We start from the raw sequence: 21758 nt of genomic DNA, 5'->3' as shown, positions 1-21758 counted from the left end.
TGACAAATATTGTACGAAAAAAACGGAAATCATGCTACTACAGCACTTGCCATAGGAACAATGTTATCTTTCTAACTAATTAATCGTTCTTCTGATCAGTTTGTTTCTTGATACTCAATCGCTAAATGCACATTTTTTTGGAGCAATTTATACTGAGGATCATCGAAATCAATTTTTTGCCCGTTTGCCGCAATCTGGATATTTTGACTTGCACCAAGTACAATGGTTGCATTGGTTGCATTTTCTGGCAATGTCGTCGATTGGACTTCGCCCGCTTGTAAAGTATATTGGTAGACATACGCATTGTCTACAAGAATGCCTACCCAACACGAGGCATCTAATCCAGTTAACTCTAATTTAATTGGATTCGCCGCATCTTTAATTGAAATGCTGATATCTGATTGGGAAGATTCCCCTTTGGTCATAGTCATTTCTTTCTCACTAGATTCTGTGCTGCTAGAAGATTGAGTCTCTGACTCGCTCGTTTCTTTGCTTGCTGTCGATTCCACCGTGCTTGAGGTTGATGTATAGGCTGAATTCTCAACCACCGGTGCCGAACTACCTTGAATCATAGGGGTTGAATGTCTGTCTTGCCAAGCCATATACCCAACAATACAGATAATAGTGACTGCTACTAATCCTAATAAAATCATTGGTAAGTAGCGGGATAAAAACGTTCCGCCTTTTTCCTCTACATGCAAAGCTTTTCTCGATCCGCTTACGGTCTCAGGTTGAGGTCTTTTAGGCAGTGGTTCTGCCAATGTATCTTTTCCATCAAATACAGAAACTAACTTATCTCCGTCCTCACCTACAGCGGCGGCATATTGACGAATAAATGCACGAACATAAAAAGTTCCTGGTAATTGTTCAAAACGATCGGCTTCGATTGCCTCCAAATACCTTTTTTGAACTTTTGTCATTTGCTGTAATTCATCTAATGAAATATGTTTATCTAAACGGGCTTGCCGTAATTTTGCTCCAATCGTAGTTTCGTTGGCCACTCGATCATCTACTCCAGTCTTTACTATTCATTTTATGGAAGGCAAACACTTGGATCGGAAATCCACTTCGTTTCTCCTTGTCATCCTTGGATTGCTTAATTGATAGGTTGTTTATTAAATATAACATTTTTACTCTTGATTTTTCATCATAAATGAAAATTGTTCAATCAGTATCATTTAAAGAATACCATAAAAAAAATTGACTGAGGATAACATTCAAACAAGTCGCAAACAAAATTTAATACTTTTTGATCTCATTACTCATTCTTCTACAAAAACAAGAGCCATCTATCAGAAAATGCATAGACGGCATCTTACACAATGACGATTAATCAGTTAGTTTTAGTTGGTAGCAAGTAAAACCGACTGAATGCTTTTTGATCAATGAATACTTTAGCAGCAGATCGAACATCATTGAGCGTGATTGAACGTATAACATCTGGCAAATCAAAGAGTGTTGTTTCGCCAAATAAGCTTTGTGTAAATTGATTAGCAATAAATTCTAATGAATTGAGAGATTGAAAATATTTACCCAGCATTTTTTTCTTAAGTAACTCAAGATTCTTCTCGTTCATTTCAGGATCATTTTCATAATTCAATAAAATTTCTTCAACCGCTTGAAGCATCTCTTCAGGGTATTCTGCATCTCCAGAAAAATCAGCAAAGTAAAAACTTCGATCCAAACTTACTTCGAAACCAAACGTATCATCAATAATTCCTTGATCATACAACCTTAAGTAATTAGCTGAAGTATTACCTAAAAGTAATTGGAACAATAAATTCAAAGATTGTTTATATCGTAGCAACTCCCGACCTTCCGTCGGACGTTTCTCCATATTCCCTTTGATACCCAAAACACCTTTTGGTCGCGTAACGGGCATCCTCATAATACTTTCTGGAATAATTTCTTGAACGGTTTCTTCCGGAAATTGACGCTTAATTTCTTTTGCTGCAGAAAAAGTTTTTTCTGCCTGGTTTTCTCTGATCCAGTTCATTGTCTCTTCTGGATCGATGTTTCCAACTATGAACAAAGTCATATTGCTTGGGTGGTAGAATGTATGGTAGCACAGATAAAGATCTTCTGCTGTGATGGCTGCTATACTTTCAACAGTCCCAGCAATATCAATGTGAAGCGGATGCTTTGGATATAGATTCTTAATGACACCAAAAAATTGTTGCCAGTTAGGATCATCATCATACATCTGAATTTCTTGCCCAATGATCCCTTTCTCTTTCTCAACCGTTTCTTTCGTAAAATAAGGCATCTGTACAAAATCTAAAAGGGTTTCTAAATTTTTTTGAATTTGATTGGTAGCCGAAAAAAGATAACTCGTTTTTGTGAAGCTAGTAAATGCATTGGCTGATGCTCCATGTTGCCCAAATTTTTGAAAGACATCACCGTCTTCTTTTTCAAAAAGTTTATGCTCTAAGAAATGGGCAATACCATCTGGTACAGTATGCATCGTTTCATTCGCATAACCAAAATGATTATCGATAGAACCATAATCTGTACTAAAAAGACCGTATGTTTTATGAAACCCTTCTTTAGGTAATAAATAAACTGTTAATCCATTGGGTAATATCTCTTTATACAAGACTTCATTTATTTGATTATAATGTTTTTTATTCATGATCAAGCTCCTTATCTAAAAAGAATACGGCTTGAAGTTCGATCTTTTGAGCAATTTTTTGAACATCTGTGACCGATACCTCTTCCAAACGCTGTATAAATTGCTCTTCACTCATTTTAGTATTCGGTACCCACTGATTAAGATATTCTGTTTCAATCAAAGACTGTGGACTATCCAACGATAACAAAAACTGATTTTTAAGCATAGCTTTTGTCTGTGCCAATTCAGCCTCTGTAATTTCTCCTCTTTGTAAACTTTGAAGTTGTTGTTCAATCAAAGTAAAGACTTGATCCCGGTTACTGCCATCAATTCCTGTTTGAACAGATAAATAACCTCGAAATGTATCCACATTACTTGATGCATAGTAAGCTAAGCTCTCTTTTTCTCTAACATTCATAAATAGTTTTGAATGAGGAAATCCGCCAAATAATCCATTAAAAACCATGAGAGAGAAACGTTCCGGTTGATTATAATAAACACCCGTACGATAACCTAAGTTCAGTTTTGCCTGAGTCACAGGCTCTCTAACGATTTTCTCGCGGATAATATTTTCCAAATCTTGACGATAAAAAACAGAAAGATCTTTTTCAGGACGATTTTCAAAGGGGAGATCCTTCATAACTTCAATTACTTGATCTTCTTCGACATCCCCAATCACAAAAATATCTACAGCATCTTCTTTAATCATAGAACTATATGTTTCTGTTAGTTCTTTTGCCGTCACATCTTCCAAATCTTCAGGACGACCAAAACTTGGAAATTTTTGATTGTCACTTTTTGAAAAAAATAATTCTTGTAAGCTTAATGAAGCAAACGCCTGTTTATCCTCAGCAATACTTCTCATATAAGCAATCAAATTGCTTTTTTCGATCGTAAAATTTTTTGATTCAAATTCATCTTGAACAATATTTGGGAAAAAAAGCACTTCTTTCAAAAAAGAAACAGCTTGGGTAAATAGTTCTTCATCAGCAACATATTTTCCGTTGACGAACGACATCGCTGCATTGACTTGATGAAGATCCCCTTTTTTATTAACATTCATGCCAAAGCTTGCTCCATACAATTCTGCCAGTTGCGTACTAAAGGCTGTTTGAGTGGGATAACGCAAACTAGTTGTCTCTAATAAACTCGTCAATAATGTGCGTTTCGCAGCCGTTTCAGCCGCTAATTGCGAAGTAAATCGAATAAAAACACGGATTGTTTTATATTTTTTAGTCGGCAAAACCGTAAGTCGAACATTTTTTTTTAGTTCAATTGCCATAATGCACCTCTTATCCTCTCAAAAATCATCTCTTCAATTATAGCATAATGCAGAATTTTTCCAGAAAAATTACTCATTTTACGGGCGTATATTTTTATAAATCATCGTTTATTCGTTATACTAAGAATAAATTTAAAGGAGGTTTGTTTATGATCAAGGAATTTAAAGAATTTATTTTGCGCGGAAATGTGATTGACTTAGCTGTTGGGGTTGTCATCGGGAGTGCCTTCACAGCGATTGTCACCAGTTTGGTAGAAGGTCTTTTAACACCATTAGTTTCGCTGGTATTTTCATTTTTCGGCAGCGAAGATGCATTTTCAGGGCTTGTTTGGGAGCCTAAAAAAAATGTCGTCTTTAATTTCGGTCAAGTGATTACTGCAATTATTACATTCTTGATTACTGCTTTTGTTCTATTCTTAATCGTTAAAGCTGTGAATAAATTGCGCAATCTTCATCAAAAACCAGTTGAAGAAGAAGAACCAGAAGTTACTGCCGAAGACTATCTTCAAGAAATTCGTGACTTATTGAAAGTACAAACAGAATCCCGTACCAATATCACAACTAATGATATAAACCGTGATCCTTTTAACTAGATAGTTTTTTAGAATGATTCGAACAATAATGGATAGCTCTTGAAATCAGAAAAGCTCTGGCAAATACATGTCAGAGCAGAGAGTTATTCATGATTTGTTCATCTTTTTTTTTATAAGTAATGACTGCTTTTATTTCTCTTTTCTCATAACCACATGTAAAATTCCATCTTCATCAAAAGGATCGGAAACAGTGACAAAATTATATTTCCCGTAAAATTTCTGCAAATGCGCTTGAGCTTCGATTTCAATCGGAGCATTTGGATAGAAACGATTTAGTTGTTTGATGATTTCTTGTAGCAATTGATCCCCATGCCCTTGTCCACGGAACAGAGGATTTACTAAAACTCGACCAAAATGAACCGTACCTTCGATAAAATATATCCTTGCATAAGAAACAAGTTGTTGCTGTTCATCAAAAATACAAAGATGTTTAGCAATCAAATCAATTGCATCTACTTCTTGATAGGGACAATTTTGTTCTACGACAAACACTTGAGTACGTAAAGCAGCGATTTGGTGAAATTCTAATCCGGTCATCTCATGCAACTCTTTTATCATAACAATCATTCTACTATCTCCTAACTAATCAATAATAAAAAATACAAAAAAAGAGCTAACATTTTGTCAGCCCTTTTCTGATCAAACAGCTTTTGTTAAAAATTCAATCTCAACCGTTCGAGTAAGAATATCCGAATAACTATAGGAAACACGTTCGAACGAATTTTCGTTTGGATCTAAATCCACGACAAACACAGAAGGGTATGTTTCTGTCAAAACACCACGGCGTTCCGTTTGACGTTTACGCCCAGTTTGAGCAACTAGCATGATTTCACTGCCTATACGACCTTCTAAATCTTTTTTGATTGTTGCTAAAGTTGTTGGCATCGCATTCACCTCAAGCAACAGTATACTATAATTTACAGAAAATTTCAAGTTTACCATAAAATAATTATTCTTTCAATAAGATTTTCTCTAAGGGTTCATAAGAAGCGCTCTCAATTTCTTTTTGCCGCGGTTGTAAGCGCTTTTAATTTGTTGCAGTGGAAGTTCTGTTTGTTCTGCAATTTGTTCAAGTTCTAATCCTTTCAAGTAATTCATTATAACGATTTGCTCTAACTTCGAAAATGGCGAATCGTATTTATTCATAGTTTCTTGAAGCATTAAATACTTCTCCGCTTTTTCAGTTTGTTCATTTTGATCGGAGAGAAAATTTGGTCCTTCATGAGAAATTTTTTCTTCAAGAGAAGAAGAATTTAATTGTGCTTTTCTTTTTTGTGCTTGTTGCAACCGTAATAAACTGCAGACGCGATTTTCAAACGAGCGTTTGAACAAAACTCCTAGTGTTGTTCCACGGTTTTCATCATAAGCTTGCAGACATTTGTTAAAAACAATACGGCCTTCTTGCATCCAATCATCTAAATCATAATCTTTGAGATAATATTTTTTGTACATAATCTCGACGATAGGGCGATACTTGAAAAACATTGCTTCAAATTCTTCTGAACTCCTACTGATTGATTCGTTTGATTTCATTTTGTTACGCTCCTTTTATGCTTAATTTTTGGTACAAAAAGAGCGTAACATATTCTTGTTCATTAGTTTCTCATTTAACGAACCATCTTTGTCCCTAACTCAAATCATGCAGTTTTTTTTCTAATTCAGCTAATTGTTCAGGCGTCCAAGGAGAGTTTCTGCGAAAATTTTCAAATTTGATGTCTGTTTGATGCTGATGGATTGCTTCTTCTGTTTTTTCAATACTTTTATAAAGCTCTCGAGCAGAAGTTCGCAACGCACCTTGAGAAAACACAACCCATTGTTCTGCTAAGTCACTCGTTGCAACTGTTACTTGAGTCAAACGGTCATTCAATTCTCCAGCGATGCGTTCGATATAGCTGTCAGCAGTTTCACCTTCTTCAGTAAAGATGACTTGTAACTGATATTTACTATAGCTTTGAGTAACACCGGGAACCAATTGCGCATCAAATACAACAATAATCTTTAATCCTTCGTATTTTGAATAATTGGATAATCGATGCAATAACGCCTCTCTTGCATCTTCTAAACGATCTTGGTTTTTTAATAAGACTAATTCAGGCCAAGCACCAATCATATTATAGCCATCGACGATTAGCAGGGGCGTTTTCATTGCGGCGCCCCATTTCGACTAGTAAAAGCTTGATACATTAATAACCCAGCTGCCACACTAGCATTCAAACTTTGTACATGACCAGTCATCGGAATAGTCAACATCTCATCAACATCTTTTTTCAATCCTTCACTCATTCCTCGACCTTCATTGCCGATAATCAATCCCGCTGCCCCTTGAGCATTCCACAAACGGTAATCAGTTCCTTTCATATCCGTTCCAAAAATCCAAAAACCAGCTTGTTTTAGTTGTTGAATCGCTTGGCTTAAATTGGTGACACGAGCAATCGGAATATGTTCTACAGCACCAGTAGAAGTCTTCACGACTACAGGAGTGATTCCTACTGCACGGTGTTTCGGAATAATGATTCCGTCTACCCCACTAGCATCCGCTGTTCTCAGGATTGAACCAAAATTATGTGGATCCTCTAAATTGTCTAAAATCAAATAGAATGACTGCTCTTTTGTTTGTGCCAATAATTCATCCAGAGATAGGTATTCATAAGGGGTGATCGCTAAAATCACACTTTGATGGACGCCTTGATTGCTCATTTGATCGAGCTTTTGTTTTGGCACCCACTTGACTGGGACAGACTGTGCACGAGCAGCTTCTTTTAACCCATCGATTTTTTCCCCTCTGGCATCCTCTGCCATAAATAATTTATTCCCGCGTCCTTCTTTCAACGCTTCAATTACCGCATGATAACCGAATACAAAATTCTCATCTATCAATTCAGTTGTTTCTTCACGAAAATTCTTTCTAGTGTGCTGTTTATTTTTTACCGTGTTTTGACGCGACGGTTTTCTTTGTTTCTTTTCCCTCATCTTCTTCCCCTACTTTCTTGATACACCAAGCTACGAGCGTGTCTAAACGATCCTGTTGCTTTGTTAAGTGTAGATACCCAATTAAGGATTCAAAGCCTGTAGCAATGCGATAGGTGGTTACATCAGCATTTTTTGCACTGGTATGGCTTTTACTATTTCGTCCACGACGGTAAAAATCATATTCTTCTTCAGTCATTATTTCTTCATCAAGCATCTTTTGGATCAATGCCGCCTGAGCTTTTGCTGATACATAGTGTGTCGCCATATGATGAAGCTGATTAGGTCTTGTTTGTCCTTGTTCAATCAAATAGTCCCGAATGTATACTTCATAGACCGCGTCCCCAATATAGGCTAACGCTAGTCCGTTCAACTGTTTGTAATCTCTCATGCGTCTCTTCTCCACCGGGTACCTTGCGCTGTGTCTTCCAAGATAATCCCTTTTTCTTTTAGCACATCCCGGATTTCATCGCTTCGGGCAAAATCTCTTGCTTGTCTTGCTTGGATACGTTCTTCGATTAGTTGTTCGATCTCTTCATCTAAAAGTTCCTCACCCACAAAGTAAATCCCAAAGATGGCTAGCCATTCCTTGAATTTTTCAACTGCAGCAGTCAATAATTCTATATCGATTGAAGCACTTTCGCTGTAAGTGTTCAACCATTTTGCAAGTTCATATACTACTGTGATACCATTTGCTGCATTAAAATCGTCATCCATTTCTTGTACAAAACGCTGTTCAAATTCTGCTAAGATGGCATGGTCGGTTCCTTCTGGGGATCCTTCTTTACTATTTTGCAAACGAAATTGTGCATTTTCTAAGGCTGTTCTCAATTTTTGCAGATTTGTTTCTGCCTCTTTCAATGTCGTTTCACTGTATTTGATTGGACGCCGATATTGGGTAGTAGCCAAAAAGAAGCGCAAAACTTGAGGATCAATTTTTTGAACCATTTCATGGACAGTAACGAAATTGCCCAAAGATTTACTCATTTTTTCTTCTTCTTCACCAATCGTGACATAACCATTGTGCATCCAATAATTAGCAAACGTCTTACCCGTTTTCGCTTCACTCTGTGCAATTTCATTTTCATGATGAGGGAAAGTCAGGTCCTGTCCACCTCCATGAATATCTATTGTTTCTCCTAAATGTTTGGTTGCCATAACGGAGCACTCGATGTGCCAACCGGGACGTCCTAGTCCCCATGGTGAATCCCAAGCGATTTCGTTTTCCTTAGCCGCTTTCCACAAAGCAAAATCTAACGGATCTTCTTTGATCTTTTGTTCTTCACCCGTTCGTTGACTGGCCCCAACTTCTAATTCATCAATTGATTGATCACTTAACTGACCATAGTGCTTGAATTTACGTGTACGGTAATACACATCATTATTTGCCATATAGGCGTAACCTTTATCTACTAATACTTGAATAAACGCAATAATGTCTTCGATGTGATCCATTACTCGCGGATTTAATGTAGCTGGTTGAACATTTAAAGCCGCAGTATCTTTATTGAATGCTTCGATAAAACGATCTGCTATTTCTGGAGCAGAAGTTTTCAATTCTTTGGCGGTCCGAATAATTTTGTCGTCAACATCGGTGAAGTTCATTACGTAATCGACTTCATACCCTCTATATTCTAAGTATCTGCGAATCGTGTCAAAAGATACTACACTACGTCCGTTGCCGACGTGGATATAATTGTAAACTGTTGGCCCGCAAACATACATTTTCACCCTACCTTGTTCGAGAGGTTGGAAAACTTCTTTTTTACGTGTTAACGTATTATAAATTTTGATCATCTTGGCTAACCTTCTTTCCTTTGATTCTTACGACTTTGGCTGGTATTCCTACAGCAGTCGCTTCATTTGGGATATCACTAAGAACCACTGCACTAGCACCGATTCTGGCGCTTTCCCCTATTGTGACAGGGCCAAGAATTTGTGCATGAGCTGAAATGAATGCCCCTTTTTTTATGGTCGGGTGGCGCTTCCCTTTTTCTTTACCAGTCCCGCCTAGTGTTACACCGTGAAATAATACGACGTCATCTTCAATAATAGCTGTTTCTCCAATTACAACACCCATCCCGTGATCGATAAAAACCCCTTCGCCAATCTGAGCACCAGGATGAATCTCGATGCCTGTCAGAAAACGCCAAAACTGGGATGTGAGTCTAGCTAGAAGAAAGAGTTTTTTTTGAAATAAAAAATGCGACCAGCGATGCCAAAACAATGCGTGAAAGCCCGGATAAGACAATACGATTTCCAGCGTTGATCGAGCTGAAGGGTCATTTTTTTTCGCTGCTGCAATTGCTTTTTGGGTCCAAGTCATCTTCTCACCTGCTTCCCCTATTGATTACTTACATACAAAAAAGCATCTTTCAAATAAGTTTCCTTATTCAAAAGACGCTCAACCACGTGGTTCCACTTTTGTTCACAGAATTTTCTGCCTTGGTGCAGGTAACGTCTGCTGCCGTTTTTGACTTGCGCCAAAACCACTCCTAGGTGCATTTCCTTACTTTTTTTAATCACTCTCACCACCCGTGATCTCTCTTCAAAAAAAAGGTAAGTACTTCGTCTATTCTTCGTGTTTATAATACATTATTTAAATGATCAAGTGCTTTTTCTTTTCCTAGTAATTCTACTGTATCCGGTAATTCTGGTCCGTGCGTTTGTCCTGAGACAGCAACACGAATTGGCATAAACAAGTTTTTGCCTTTGATTCCTGTTTCTTTTTGGATCTCTTTGATTGCAGCTTTTACTGTTGGTGCGTCAACTGTAGTCATTGCAGTCAATTTTTCTTTAAAGGCATTGAGTACAGTTGGAACAGTTTCACCCGCCAAGACTTCTTGCGCAGCAGCATCCAATTCAGGATGTTCATTAAAGAATAACTCAGAAACTTCCACAATTTGTGCAGCATAACTCATTTGTGGTTGATATAGTGAGACGATTTTTTTCAGCCATTCTCTTTTTTCTGCGGAAGGCTCTTCTTCAATTCGACCTGCTTTGATTAAATATGGCAAACACATTTCTGTCAACTGATCCAGGTCCATTTGACGCATATAGTGGTTGTTGACCCACTCCAATTTTTTAGCATCAAAAGCCGCTGGTGATTTGCTCAAGCGTTCTGGATCAAACATTTGGATCAATTCAGATTGAGAAAATAACTCATCTTCTCCTACTGGGGACCAACCCAACAATGCGATAAAATTGAACATTGCTTCTGGTAAGTATCCTAATTCACGATACTGCTCAATAAATTGTAAAATTGATTCATCGCGTTTGCTTAGCTTTTTACCAGTTTCGCTGTTGATGATCAGTGTCATGTGTCCAAATTGTGGCGCTTGCCAACCAAATGCTTCATAGATCATCAATTGTTTTGGTGTATTAGCAATATGGTCATCGCCCCGCAATACATGTGTGATTTTCATATGATGATCATCAACTGCCACTGCAAAGTTATATGTTGGCATCCCATCGCGCTTTTGAATGACAAAATCGCCGCCTACATTATCTGACTCAAAAACGATCTCACCTTTTACCATATCATGAAACTTATACTCTGTATTTCTAGGAACTCGGAAACGAATAACTGGTTGGATACCTTGTGCTTCTTTTTCCGCTTGCTCCTCTGGTGTTAGATTAGCGCATTTTCCGCCATAATGAGGCATTTCGCCACGTTCGCGTTGTTCTTCACGCTCTGCTTCTAGCTCTTCTTCTGTACAATAACACTTATAGGCACGATTGCTTGCTAGCAACTGATCAATCAATGGTTGGTACAACTCACCGCGTTCTGATTGGCGGTACGGTCCGTACTCTCCAGGGTTTGCAGGGGATTCATCCCAATCAATACCCAACCAAGCGAGATTCTCTAGCTGGCTCTTCTCACCATCTTCAATGTTTCTTTTTTGATCCGTATCCTCAATACGGATAATAAATTCGCCATCGTTATGACGTGCAAATAAATAGTTAAACAATGCTGTTCGGGCATTTCCGATGTGTAGATGTCCAGTTGGACTTGGAGCATAACGTACTCGCACTTTAGTCATCTTTTTCCTCTTCCTTCATCTGATTTGCAAACAATCCTTTGCTGTTCGGTTTTTACCTTCTAGCTTATAGGGAAAATCTCCGATAATAAAATAGTTCGCTCAGCTAGAATTGTACAATCATTAAGCAAAATAGTAAAGGCAACCGGCGTAAAATCCGCCAATTGCCATTGATTATTGCTAATTTTTTGTGTCTTCCTGATTATCGATTCCACGACTTGAATGAGCCGGTTTAGCAAATATCATTCGTCCCGCAGCTGTCTGCAGTGCGCTCGTAACAACTACTTGGATATGTTCATTCATGTAATGCTGTCCATCTTCAACAACAACCATCGTTCCGTCATCCAAATAAGCGACACCTTGTTGTCTTTCCGTTCCAGCTTTTACAACAAGTACATTCATTGTTTCTCCAGGAATCACTACTGGTTTAACTGCATTCGCAAGAGCGTTGATATTTAACACAGGAACATTTTGAAATTCTGAAACTTTGTTTAAATTATAGTCATTTGTAACCACAATACCATCAAGGATCTTTGCTAATTTGATCAATTTGCTGTCGACCTCAGAAATATCATCGAAGTCACCCTCATACATTTCAACAGCGATACCTTCTTCTTTTTGCAAAGCATTCAAAATATCCAATCCACGTCGACCTCGTACACGTTTCAAGCTGTCTCCTGAATCTGCAATATATTGTAATTCATATAAAACAAAATTGGGAATTAATAGGACCCCTTCAAGAAAACCTGTCTTAGCAATGTCGTAGATACGTCCATCGATGATAACACTCGTATCGAGAATTTTATACTTATGAAAATGATCAGCTATTTTACGATCAAGCATCTGTTGTTCTTCAACAGGTTCTGTTTTCTTGCTTTTAGAAGAAAAGATTTTTTTCCATTCTTCGATTCGAGTCGTGCCAATTTGAAAGCCAAGATATCCCAACAACGCCATTACTAAAATAGGCGCGATTCCGTTAATAAAAGGAATATCCCAATTATAAAAAGGAATCGATACAATGACCCCGATCATTAAACCAATAATTGATCCGATTGCTCCAAATAATAAATAAGTTAGACTCAATTCACTCAATTTTTCTTCAATTTTACGAATTCCAGCTGCAATATATTTCGCTAATAGCAAAGATAATAAAAAGAAAATAAGGGCTCCAAGCAAACTATTAGTGATATTATTGTTCAGCCATTCATTTTTTGATTGACCAATGGTTTGCCATGCAACAGGCATTAATGAGATACCTAAACTTGCTCCAGCAAGAACCATTAGCGCAGTAATGACTCGTTTCTGCATACACGTTCCTCCAAACTAATTTAGTACGAAGCTGAGACTCATAAACGAAAAAATCTTTTTTAGAAAGAGCTGGACAAAGATAGCACCTTCTGATGCAAATAGTTCTCAATAAACAGTCTTCATTCATTCTTGTTCTGATAATTTCGTTATTTTCGTCTCACCTTCGAATTTATTCTTTTTTTTAACTAAGACCTTATCAGAATTAACGAAAAACTTTTCGTAGGGTTTCCGATAAAGTTGACACACCTTCTACTTCGATACCTTTGGGCGGTTGCCACCCAGTAAGATTATTTTTAGGTAAATATACTTTAGTAAATCCTAATTTTTGCACTTCTTTTACCCGTTGTTCGATCGCATTGACACGTCGAATCTCACCAGTCAACCCAATTTCACCGATAAAACATTCCGTAGGACTCGTACCTTTTTCCTTATAACTTGAGGCTATGCTGACTGCAATTGCTAAATCGATTGCAGGTTCATTTAATTTTACACCACCAGCTGCTTTTAAATAAGCATCTTGATTCTGTAGAAGCAACCCAGCCCGTTTTTCAAGGACCGCCATGATTAATGAAACACGATTAAAATCCAATCCGGTAGTCGTTCGTTTAGCGTTACCAAACATAGTTGGTGTCACCAAAGCTTGGATCTCTACTAAAATCGGTCGACTGCCTTCCATTGCAACAACGATGGCAGAACCCGTAGCGCCTTCTAATCGCTCCTCAAGAAAGACTTGAGAGGGGTTGGCTACTTCTTTCAATCCGCCTGCTTCCATTTCAAAAATCCCAATCTCATTTGTCGAACCAAATCGATTTTTGACGGCACGCAAAATACGGAAGCTGTGATGCTTTTCACCTTCAAAATATAAAACGGTGTCCACCATGTGCTCTAGCATTCGTGGACCAGCAATTGAACCTTCTTTGGTTACATGTCCCACAATAAAAATAGCAATCCCGTTGGTTTTAGCCAGTTTTAGAAGTTCGGCAGTCGTTTCTCGAACCTGACTCACGCTTCCTGCCACACTAGTGATATCTGGTTGTGTCATCGTTTGTATCGAATCTATGATGACATAATCCGGTGTTAGATTTTCGATTGCCTTGCTTATCTCAGACATATCCGTTTCTGGATATAAATAAAATTCCGTATCAATGGCTCCTAAACGCTGGGCACGCATTTTTATCTGCTCTGCACTTTCCTCACCCGAAACATACAATACTTTGCCGCCAATAGCTGCAAGCTGCTGTGAGACTTGCAGTAAAAGAGTCGACTTGCCGATCCCTGGATCACCACCAATCAAAATCAATGATCCCGGAACAACACCACCACCCAAAACTCGGTTTAGCTCTGCTAGCTTGGTCTGTACTCGTGGTTCTTTCTTTGGTATGACATCAGCAATTTTTGTTGGTTGCATCCGTTGTCCCGTAAGAGTGGTCCGTACTCGCCGATCCGTTGTTTCTTGAATCACTTCTTCTACCATCGAATTCCAACTACCACAATTAGGGCACTTCCCTAAATACTTTGGTGAAGAATATCCGCAATTTTGGCAGACAAACTGACTCTTTGCTTTCTTAGCCATTGCAAACCTCCAATTCGTTATCTAGGACTGACTGCATGCGTATATCGAACAATCACAGGTCTGAGGAACCAAATCCTCCAGAGCGTGATTGACTGGTTACATCTTGATCCGCTTTTAAAAACGGCAAGAAGATCCCTTGACCAATTCGTTCACCTTTTTTGATGGTCAAATCACTGGGACCAAAATTCGTAAATTGAAACATGATATGCCCTTCATTATCAGAATTATTGTAATAATCACTGTCAATGACTCCGACACCATTTGTTAGTAACAAAAAACGTTTGAGAGGATTGCTCGAACGATTCGTTAATTGTAAATACTCTTCTTTTCCCATATATGATTTGATTCCAGTCGGAACCAGTGTCGGTTTGATTGCTTTTTGAACATCTTTAGCTGTCAACGCTTGGATGCCATTCATCAACCCCGCTTTCCATATACTAGGTATTACGACTTCTTCTGCCGCTTCAAAATCATACCCTGCCGCATGGTGTGTTGCGCGTTGCGGAAGAGCTATATCCTTATCTGCATATGTTGAAACAATTTCAAATCCACGTGTCTTCATCTTTTCCTCCAATTAATAAACATATAGTCATTTTAGCATAGTAACCCTTGTTTTCTTTAATGAAAACAAAATTAACAGAAACTCTTTATATTTTCTTCGCTTCCGCAGTCAAAAAAACGAAGAAAATAGAAAAAGGACATGACGAAAGGCTATTTTGCTAGTACAATAGAAAAAATATTATTTACTGAATTCAGAAGAGGTGGTTACATCCATGCGAGAGAAACTAAAAAAAGCGAATCGAGTCGTTATCAAAATTGGGACCAGTTCCCTCGTCTATCCCAATGGAAATATCAACTTCTCGAGTATTGATGAACTGGCTTTTGTTCTGTCCGATCTAAAGAATCAAAACAAAGAGATTATTCTCGTTTCTTCTGGTGCTATTGGTGTAGGGATGAATAAACTAAACATTCCACAACGTCCTGTAGAAATCCCCCAGCAACAAGCTGTTGCAGCCGTGGGGCAAGCCGAATTAATGAATATTTACAATCACCGTTTTCAAGTTTACAATCAAAAAACTGCTCAATTATTGTTGACTCGAGATATTATTGAGTTTCCTCAAAGTCGAGAAAATGTATGTAATACATTGGAGCAGCTCTTAGCGATGGGAATTATCCCAATAATCAACGAGAATGATACAGTTGCCATAGATGAGTTGGACCATCTTACTAAATTTGGTGATAATGATCAATTATCTGCAATTGTAGCGCAGTTAGTCCATGCGGATCTGTTGATTATGCTATCCGACATCGATGGGTTTTATACTGCTAATCCGCTACATCATAAAACTGCTAAACTTTATGATGAAATTACTGAGATTACACCTGATTTAATGAAACAAGCAACCGGAAAAGGAAGTCCGTATGGAACTGGTGGCATGTCAAGCAAATTAAAAGCTGCGGATCGTATTCTCAAAACAGATGCCACAATGATCTTGGCGAATGGGAAACAGCCTAAAATCATTTTTGATATCTTAGCTGGCAAAAAGGTTGGCACTTACTTTTACAAGGAGGAAACATTATGATCGATTTAATGCAATTGGGAAAGCAAGCAAAAAAAAGTGCGGCCTCACTTAGCTTACTAACCGCTACTGAGAAAAATCACTTACTATCAGCTATGGCCGATACACTTGAAAGAAATCGTTCACGAATTTTAACAGAAAATAAAAAAGACCTTGCTGCTGCAAAAAAAAATGCATTAAATTCAACTTTAATTGATCGCCTAGAATTAACTGATGAACGAATCAAGGAGATGGCAACTGGTATTCGAAAAATCGTTCAGCTCCCTGATCCACTTGGAATCGTGGACAAAATGTGGCGCAATAGTGATAATCTCTTAATTGGTAAACAACGTGTACCATTAGGTGTTGTGGGAATTATTTATGAAGCAAGACCCAATGTTACAACAGATGCTGCCGGTCTATGTTTCAAATCTGGGAATGCTGTCATTCTGCGAGGAGGTAAAGAAGCCTTCTACTCAAATCAAATCCTTGTAAATCTTTTGCAAGAAACATTAAGCGCCAATGGATATTCACCCTATTCTATTCAATTTGTTGATGACACCAGTCATGCAGTGGCTGATCAAATGATGCGCTTGAACAAGTACTTGGATGTACTGATTCCACGAGGCGGTGCTAACCTCATTCGTCGTGTCAAAGAAACAGCAACAGTTCCTGTCATTGAAACAGGAACAGGTAACAACCATATCTTTATTGACAAAGCTGCACAGCTTCCGATGGCTGTCGACATTGTTGTCAATGCCAAAACTCAGCGACCTTCTGTTTGCAATGCAATCGAAACGATCCTCGTTCATAAAAGTTGTGCAGCAGAATTTCTACCTTTACTAGAAAAAGAACTAAAAAATAAAGTAGAGTTGCGTGCTGATACTAACGCGCGTAACTATTTAATAAATGCGCAACCTGCTACTGAAGAAGATTGGCAAACCGAATTTCTAGATTATATTGTAGCCATCAAAGTTGTAGATTCCATCGATGAAGCAATTGCCCACATCAATCATTACAACACTAAGCATTCTGAAGCTATCGTCACGGATAACTACTTTGCCTCTCAGAAATTCTTACAAGAAGTAGATGCTGCTGCAGTATATGTCAATGCATCTACACGATTCACGGATGGGTTTGTTTTTGGTTTTGGAGCAGAAATCGGCATTTCAACTCAGAAATTGCATGCTAGAGGCCCAATGGGACTTGAAGCTCTGACTTCCACCAAATATATTATCTATGGAGAAGGTCAAATACGTAAATAAAAAAGCTGCTTGATTCCGGAGACTTCAATCTTTAAGTGATTTTCACTTTTGATTGAAAGTTTCTTTTTCAAGCTGCTTTTCTAATTGATTATGCTTGTTCAATTACAAATTCAACTGGTTCCATAGCGAAGAGTTGCTGTAAAACTGCATTTGCTTCTGTAAACAATTCCTGATCACAGGCTTTTTTCTGACAAACAATTCTTTGTTCTTTTGAAACAAATACTTGTGTAGCATCATTATCCACAAATTTCACTTCTTGATTCTCTTTTCGAAAAATGTAGCCCTCTTCTTCGTCTAATAATAGCTCTGTCTGCCAATGCTCATTTTGGATAAGTGGCATTACTAAAGATGCTACGTCCAGATTTTCTACAGAAACTTCTTTACCATTCTCTAAGTGCATCGTAAACGTTTCTAACTCAAAGGCCTGGCAAGCATTGCACCCTCCTTCCGTAATAAAATGTTTACTTTTGATAATTGCTTTCATGTTCTCACCTGCTTTTTTTTACCAGTTTACCTCACTAACATCTCTTTGACTACCGACGGAGAAAAAATTCCGCCTTAAGATGGATGTTCCACCTCTTCTTTCTTGATAAAATAAATTTAAGAAAAAGGCATAGGAGGATTTATTATGAATACACAAAGTTTGTTAGGTAAAATCGTAACTGTTGTAGCAGTTTTAGTTCTGGCTTCATTGCTCTTATCTCTCGTCTTAGGATTAATTGGCGGATTGATTGGTTTAATTTTTCGTTTTGGTATTCCTTTATTGTTAGCTGTTCTAATTGTTCGGTGGCTGACAAACGTTCGACAACGACCAAAAAAATACTATAACTAACAAAAAGACTTGGAGCATTATCTGTTCCAAGTCTTTTTTGATTATCCTAAAGCAACATCCAAAACCATCATCAGAATGAAGCCTGTCATAACACCAAAAACTGCAAAATGCCGTCGACTACTAGCTGTTTGTTGTGCTTCAGGTATTAGTTCCTCTACCACTACATAAATCATCGCTCCCGCTGCAAATGCTAAAGCATATGGCAAAACGGCTGTCATACTTGTTACCAGCAAAGCGCCTATAACACCGGCAATCGGTTCAACGATCCCAGAAGCTTGTCCATAGACAAAGGCCTTATTACGACTCAATCCTTCCTGTCTTAAAGGAATGGATACAGCAGCTCCTTCGGGAAAATTTTGGATCCCAATACCTATAGCTACTGAAATAGCTGCCAAAACTGCTGCCCGAGGATCTTCCGAGCTGGCGGCTGCTCCAAAAGCCACACCAACTGCCAAGCCTTCAGGAATATTGTGTAATGTGATGGAGAATACCAACAGAATCGTTCGTTTTAAATGGCTTGGAAAGCCTTCTGTTTCATGGTTAGGACCAAAGTGCATATGCGGTAATGTTTTGTCTGCAGCATATAAAAATAGTCCACCCAATCCAAAACCAATACTAACCACAAGCCATGGGATATCCCCATTTTCTTCCGCACGAGCGATAGCAGGGTCTAGTAATGACCAAAAACTCGCAGCAATCATTACACCGGAAGCGAATCCCAACATCGTATTCAGAACATTTTTATTGATATCCTTAAAAAAATAAACAAGTGCCGCACCTAGAGCAGTCATGGCGTATGTAAATAAAGTACCAGCCAAAGCCTGCTGCCACGGGGACAGTTGCATTAACCATTCAACCAAAACATTTCTCTCCTCCTATCTTCTCCCTTTACTCTAGCATAGGAAAACGCTTGATTCTAGCCTTTTGTTTTACTCAAAATAATTCTAAGCTCCTTGTTTGATTGTAGGGAAATCCTTGAGTTTACTTGAAACTTTCAACATTCATCGCTATAATGCTAGGAGACTCAATGTCAATATATATAAAGTGAGGAAAAGAATTGATTACAGTAAGTGATGTAAGTTTGCATTTTTCAGATCGCAAACTGTTCGACGATGTTAATATTAAGTTTACGCCTGGCAATTGCTATGGTTTGATTGGTGCAAATGGTGCTGGTAAATCAACTTTCTTAAAAATATTATCTGGAGAAATCCAACCATCTACAGGAAATGTTTCATTAGGACCCGATGAACGAATGGCTGTTTTGAAACAAAATCATTTTGACTTCGAAGAATACCCAGTTATTGAAACTGTTATCATGGGTCACAAACGATTATACGATGTAATGAAAGAAAAAGATGCGATCTACATGAAAGAAGACTTTAGTGACGAAGATGGTATCCGTGCTGCTGAACTAGAAGGAGAGTTTGCTGAACTGGATGGTTGGGAAGCTGAACCTGAAGCCGCAGTTCTCTTACAAGGGTTGAATATCCCTGATGAATTACACCATGTCCAAATGAAAGAATTAACAGCTGGTCAACGTGTGAAAGTGTTGTTAGCACAAGCTCTTTTCGGAAAACCAGACGTCTTGCTCTTGGATGAGCCGACTAATGGATTGGATATCCAATCTATTAACTGGTTAGAAGAATTTTTAATCAACTTTGATAATACCGTTATCGTAGTTTCCCATGACCGTCACTTCTTAAATAAAGTATGTACCCATATGGCAGATCTAGATTTTGGGAAGATCAAACTGTATGTCGGAAACTATGATTTTTGGTTAGAATCAAGTCAATTAGCAGCAAAATTGCAATCACAATCAAATGCGAAAAAAGAAGAACAAATCAAAGAACTGCAAGAATTTATTGCCCGCTTTAGTGCAAACGCATCAAAATCAAAGCAAGCCACTTCTCGAAAGAAAATGTTGGATAAAATCACACTTGATGATATTCAACCTTCTTCACGCCGCTATCCTTTTGTAGGATTTAAACCAGAACGGGAAATTGGGAATGACTTGTTGCAAGTAGATAATGTCAGTGTGACTATTGACGGTAAAAAGATTTTAGATAATATCTCATTCACTTTGAATAAAGATGACAAAGTTGCTTTTATTGCCAACAACGACATCACAACGACTACACTATTCAAAGTTATTATGGGCGAGATCGTGCCAGATACTGGTAGTGTACGCTGGGGTGTTACAACACAACACGCTTACTTGCCAAAAGATACTACTGGTGAATTTGATACGGATACACCAATTGTTGATTGGTTGCGTCAGTATGCTAGTAAAGAAGAGGATGATAATACATTCTTACGTAGTTTCTTAGGTCGGATGCTGTTTTCAGGTGATGAAGTCTTAAAACCAGTCAATGTTCTATCGGGTGGCGAAAAAGTTCGTTGTATGTTATCAAAACTAATGCTATCAAAAGCTAATGTTCTTGTCTTAGACGATCCAACAAATCACTTAGATTTAGAATCGATTACTGCATTGAATGATGGCCTTATGGCTTTTACCGGCTCTTTACTTTTTGCCTCTCATGACCATCAATTTATTCAAACGCTCGCAAATCGAATTATCGCCGTTTCAAATAAAGGTGTTGTTGATCGTGCAGAGACTACCTATGATGAGTTCTTAGACAACAAAGATGTACAACAAAGAATTCAAGAATTATATAATTGATCTCCAAATGAAAAAGCCAAATGCAAGAACTCTTGCATTTGGCTTTTATATTTAAGAGAAAATCAATCACTGATCAAACGTGTTTTTCCGAATGAAAAAAGTGCCAAACAACCATATCCTGTATGGCTGGCAATTGTTGGTCCTAAAGGATAATGATAAATAATTAATGCTGGAAATTGCTCTTTCAAGAGTCTTAACACTTTTTCTGCTGCTTCGTCATCACCTGCATTTGCAAGATAAACCGTCTCTATTTGAGATTCACGCAGATTCGCTACTGTTTTATCAACAATTTTTTGAATTGATTTATTTCGACCTCTCACTTTATCGACATTTTTCAACTTTCCTTCTGTATCTACAGTAATAATTGGTTTAACATTTAATAGTCCGCCAATGGCCGCTGCTGTTTTAGATATTCTACCGCCTCTTTCAAGATGTCGAAGATCATCAACTGTCACCCAAGAATCTAGAGATAATTTATGTTCTTCTACCCACTGGCTGACCTCATGAAGAGACCAACCTTCACTTTGTCTTTTTGCTGCTTCCGCTACTAAAAAACCCTCTCCCAAACTAGCAGATTTTGTATCAATGAGTGTGATTTCAGCATGAGGGTATTCTTCTTTAAGAATAGCAACAGCTTGAACAGCGCTTTGAAAAGAACCGCTCATTCCAGACGAAAAACCTAGATAAAGTATCGGTGTGTGCGATTCTACATATGGACGAAAAAATTCAACATAACGTCCGACGTTGATTTGAGAAGTTGTCGGTTGTGCATTTTCTTTTAATTTTTCTAAAAACCACTTGGCATCAAATTGTTCACCCATATCATCGATATATTCTTTTCCTTCAAGTTCAATTGTCATAGATATATATTGAACACCCAATTCAGCTAATCTTTTTGCTGGTAGATCACAACATGAATCTGTAATGATTTGATACATAGGTACACCCCCCTTGATAACCTTATTATAGCAAAAAAAGAACAAGGCAGAAGAAATCATACTTGAAGACGGGAAAATCATCGATTTTCTTCTAAAATACTCTGCCTTGT

The 21758-nt window shown here is 38.0% G+C and carries 23 protein-coding genes and 1 other annotated feature; of the genes, 5 read left to right on the top strand and 18 right to left on the bottom strand.

Translation table 11 applies throughout. The features are described from left to right. Positions 1-95: 95 nt before the first annotated feature. From IGJ45_RS00180 to yfmF, 3 genes are all read right to left on the bottom strand, one after another. Complete coding sequence (locus IGJ45_RS00180) at positions 96-1001, bottom strand: helix-turn-helix domain-containing protein (protein WP_409531397.1); 906 nt, start codon at positions 999-1001, stop codon at positions 96-98. A 332-nt stretch (positions 1002-1333) separates the two neighbouring features. Then, on the bottom strand, positions 1334-2632 hold the full coding sequence (gene yfmH / locus IGJ45_RS00175) for an EF-P 5-aminopentanol modification-associated protein YfmH (RefSeq protein WP_081131856.1): 1299 nt from the start codon (positions 2630-2632) through the stop codon (positions 1334-1336). After that, positions 2625-3893, bottom strand: coding sequence for an EF-P 5-aminopentanol modification-associated protein YfmF (gene yfmF / locus IGJ45_RS00170; protein WP_003128975.1), 1269 nt, complete (start codon positions 3891-3893; stop codon positions 2625-2627). The genes yfmH and yfmF overlap by 8 nt, the downstream gene beginning before the upstream one ends. Positions 3894-4042: 149 nt before the next feature. Here yfmF and mscL point away from each other — a divergent pair, with 149 nt between their 5' ends. Further along, the gene (gene mscL, locus IGJ45_RS00165; RefSeq protein WP_005473052.1) at positions 4043-4486 is read left to right on the top strand and encodes a large conductance mechanosensitive channel protein MscL; all 444 of its coding nucleotides are present in this window, start codon (positions 4043-4045) and stop codon (positions 4484-4486) included. A gap of 129 nt (positions 4487-4615) precedes the next feature. Here mscL and IGJ45_RS00160 read toward each other — a convergent pair whose 3' ends face one another. The 12 genes from IGJ45_RS00160 to IGJ45_RS00105 all read right to left on the bottom strand — a co-directional run bounded on the left by IGJ45_RS00160 (position 4616) and on the right by IGJ45_RS00105 (position 14936). Further along, positions 4616-5053 carry a GNAT family N-acetyltransferase gene (locus IGJ45_RS00160; protein ID WP_003128973.1) on the bottom strand — a complete coding sequence of 146 codons (438 nt, stop codon included), beginning with the start codon at positions 5051-5053 and terminating at the stop codon, positions 4616-4618. A gap of 72 nt (positions 5054-5125) precedes the next feature. Next, positions 5126-5371 (bottom strand): Veg family protein, encoded by a 246-nt coding sequence (locus tag IGJ45_RS00155; RefSeq protein WP_003128972.1) that lies wholly within the window; start codon positions 5369-5371, stop codon positions 5126-5128. 87 nt (positions 5372-5458) lie between these two features. Beyond that, positions 5459-6019: a sigma-70 family RNA polymerase sigma factor gene (locus IGJ45_RS00150; protein ID WP_003128971.1), complete on the bottom strand. Its 561-nt coding sequence runs from the start codon at positions 6017-6019 to the stop codon at positions 5459-5461. 94 nt (positions 6020-6113) lie between these two features. Next, positions 6114-6632: an NYN domain-containing protein gene (locus IGJ45_RS00145; RefSeq protein WP_005473058.1), complete on the bottom strand. Its 519-nt coding sequence runs from the start codon at positions 6630-6632 to the stop codon at positions 6114-6116. Next, entirely contained in the window at positions 6629-7456 is an 828-nt protein-coding gene (gene rlmB, locus IGJ45_RS00140; RefSeq protein ID WP_003129276.1) for a 23S rRNA (guanosine(2251)-2'-O)-methyltransferase RlmB, read from the bottom strand. Before rlmB ends, IGJ45_RS00145 begins: the two co-directional genes overlap by 4 nt. Continuing rightward, complete coding sequence (locus IGJ45_RS00135) at positions 7404-7844, bottom strand: Mini-ribonuclease 3 (protein ID WP_003129275.1); 441 nt, start codon at positions 7842-7844, stop codon at positions 7404-7406. The genes rlmB and IGJ45_RS00135 overlap by 53 nt, the downstream gene beginning before the upstream one ends. Then, positions 7841-9250, bottom strand: a complete 1410-nt coding sequence (gene cysS, locus IGJ45_RS00130) for a cysteine--tRNA ligase (protein WP_103300717.1) — start codon at positions 9248-9250, stop codon at positions 7841-7843. The genes IGJ45_RS00135 and cysS overlap by 4 nt, the downstream gene beginning before the upstream one ends. Further along, positions 9234-9779: a serine O-acetyltransferase EpsC gene (epsC, locus tag IGJ45_RS00125; protein WP_003129273.1), complete on the bottom strand. Its 546-nt coding sequence runs from the start codon at positions 9777-9779 to the stop codon at positions 9234-9236. The genes cysS and epsC overlap by 17 nt, the downstream gene beginning before the upstream one ends. Before the next feature lie 67 nt (positions 9780-9846). After that, positions 9847-10042: a binding site (T-box leader), on the bottom strand. Continuing rightward, a complete protein-coding gene (gene gltX / locus IGJ45_RS00120; protein WP_103300718.1) occupies positions 10039-11496 on the bottom strand; it encodes a glutamate--tRNA ligase in 1458 nt (485 codons plus the stop codon). (Overlaps the previous feature by 4 nt.) A gap of 177 nt (positions 11497-11673) precedes the next feature. Beyond that, complete coding sequence (locus IGJ45_RS00115) at positions 11674-12801, bottom strand: PIN/TRAM domain-containing protein (RefSeq protein ID WP_103300719.1); 1128 nt, start codon at positions 12799-12801, stop codon at positions 11674-11676. A gap of 202 nt (positions 12802-13003) precedes the next feature. Continuing rightward, entirely contained in the window at positions 13004-14374 is a 1371-nt protein-coding gene (radA, locus tag IGJ45_RS00110; RefSeq protein WP_003129268.1) for a DNA repair protein RadA, read from the bottom strand. 52 nt (positions 14375-14426) lie between these two features. Beyond that, positions 14427-14936, bottom strand: coding sequence for a dUTP diphosphatase (locus IGJ45_RS00105; protein ID WP_005473067.1), 510 nt, complete (start codon positions 14934-14936; stop codon positions 14427-14429). A gap of 211 nt (positions 14937-15147) precedes the next feature. On the opposite strand from IGJ45_RS00105, the gene proB reads away from it, so the two are divergent. Together proB and IGJ45_RS00095 are read left to right on the top strand one after the other, a co-directional pair. Beyond that, positions 15148-15957, top strand: coding sequence for a glutamate 5-kinase (proB, locus tag IGJ45_RS00100; protein WP_005473069.1), 810 nt, complete (start codon positions 15148-15150; stop codon positions 15955-15957). After that, positions 15954-17198 (top strand): glutamate-5-semialdehyde dehydrogenase, encoded by a 1245-nt coding sequence (locus IGJ45_RS00095; RefSeq protein WP_103300720.1) that lies wholly within the window; start codon positions 15954-15956, stop codon positions 17196-17198. Before proB ends, IGJ45_RS00095 begins: the two co-directional genes overlap by 4 nt. A gap of 88 nt (positions 17199-17286) precedes the next feature. On the opposite strand, the gene IGJ45_RS00090 is transcribed toward IGJ45_RS00095, so the two are convergent. Then, complete coding sequence (locus IGJ45_RS00090) at positions 17287-17682, bottom strand: DUF4809 family protein (RefSeq protein ID WP_409531398.1); 396 nt, start codon at positions 17680-17682, stop codon at positions 17287-17289. Positions 17683-17826: 144 nt separating this feature from the next. On the opposite strand from IGJ45_RS00090, the gene IGJ45_RS00085 reads away from it, so the two are divergent. Continuing rightward, on the top strand, positions 17827-18030 hold the full coding sequence (locus IGJ45_RS00085) for a hypothetical protein (protein ID WP_003129262.1): 204 nt from the start codon (positions 17827-17829) through the stop codon (positions 18028-18030). 41 nt (positions 18031-18071) lie between these two features. Here IGJ45_RS00085 and IGJ45_RS00080 read toward each other — a convergent pair whose 3' ends face one another. Next, positions 18072-18890: a ZIP family metal transporter gene (locus IGJ45_RS00080; RefSeq protein ID WP_003129261.1), complete on the bottom strand. Its 819-nt coding sequence runs from the start codon at positions 18888-18890 to the stop codon at positions 18072-18074. A 197-nt stretch (positions 18891-19087) separates the two neighbouring features. Here IGJ45_RS00080 and IGJ45_RS00075 point away from each other — a divergent pair, with 197 nt between their 5' ends. Continuing rightward, positions 19088-20710, top strand: coding sequence for an ABC-F family ATP-binding cassette domain-containing protein (locus IGJ45_RS00075; protein ID WP_003129260.1), 1623 nt, complete (start codon positions 19088-19090; stop codon positions 20708-20710). A 62-nt stretch (positions 20711-20772) separates the two neighbouring features. Here IGJ45_RS00075 and IGJ45_RS00070 read toward each other — a convergent pair whose 3' ends face one another. Beyond that, positions 20773-21648, bottom strand: coding sequence for a DegV family protein (locus IGJ45_RS00070; protein ID WP_060813749.1), 876 nt, complete (start codon positions 21646-21648; stop codon positions 20773-20775). Between the last annotated feature and the right edge of the window lie 110 nt (positions 21649-21758).

This window comes from Enterococcus sp. DIV0574 (assembly GCF_051711125.1).
Classification (GTDB): Bacteria; Bacillota; Bacilli; order Lactobacillales; family Enterococcaceae; genus Enterococcus_D; species Enterococcus_D gallinarum.
Note: the sequence above shows the minus strand (reverse complement) of the source record. Positions and strands in the feature narration are given on the sequence as shown.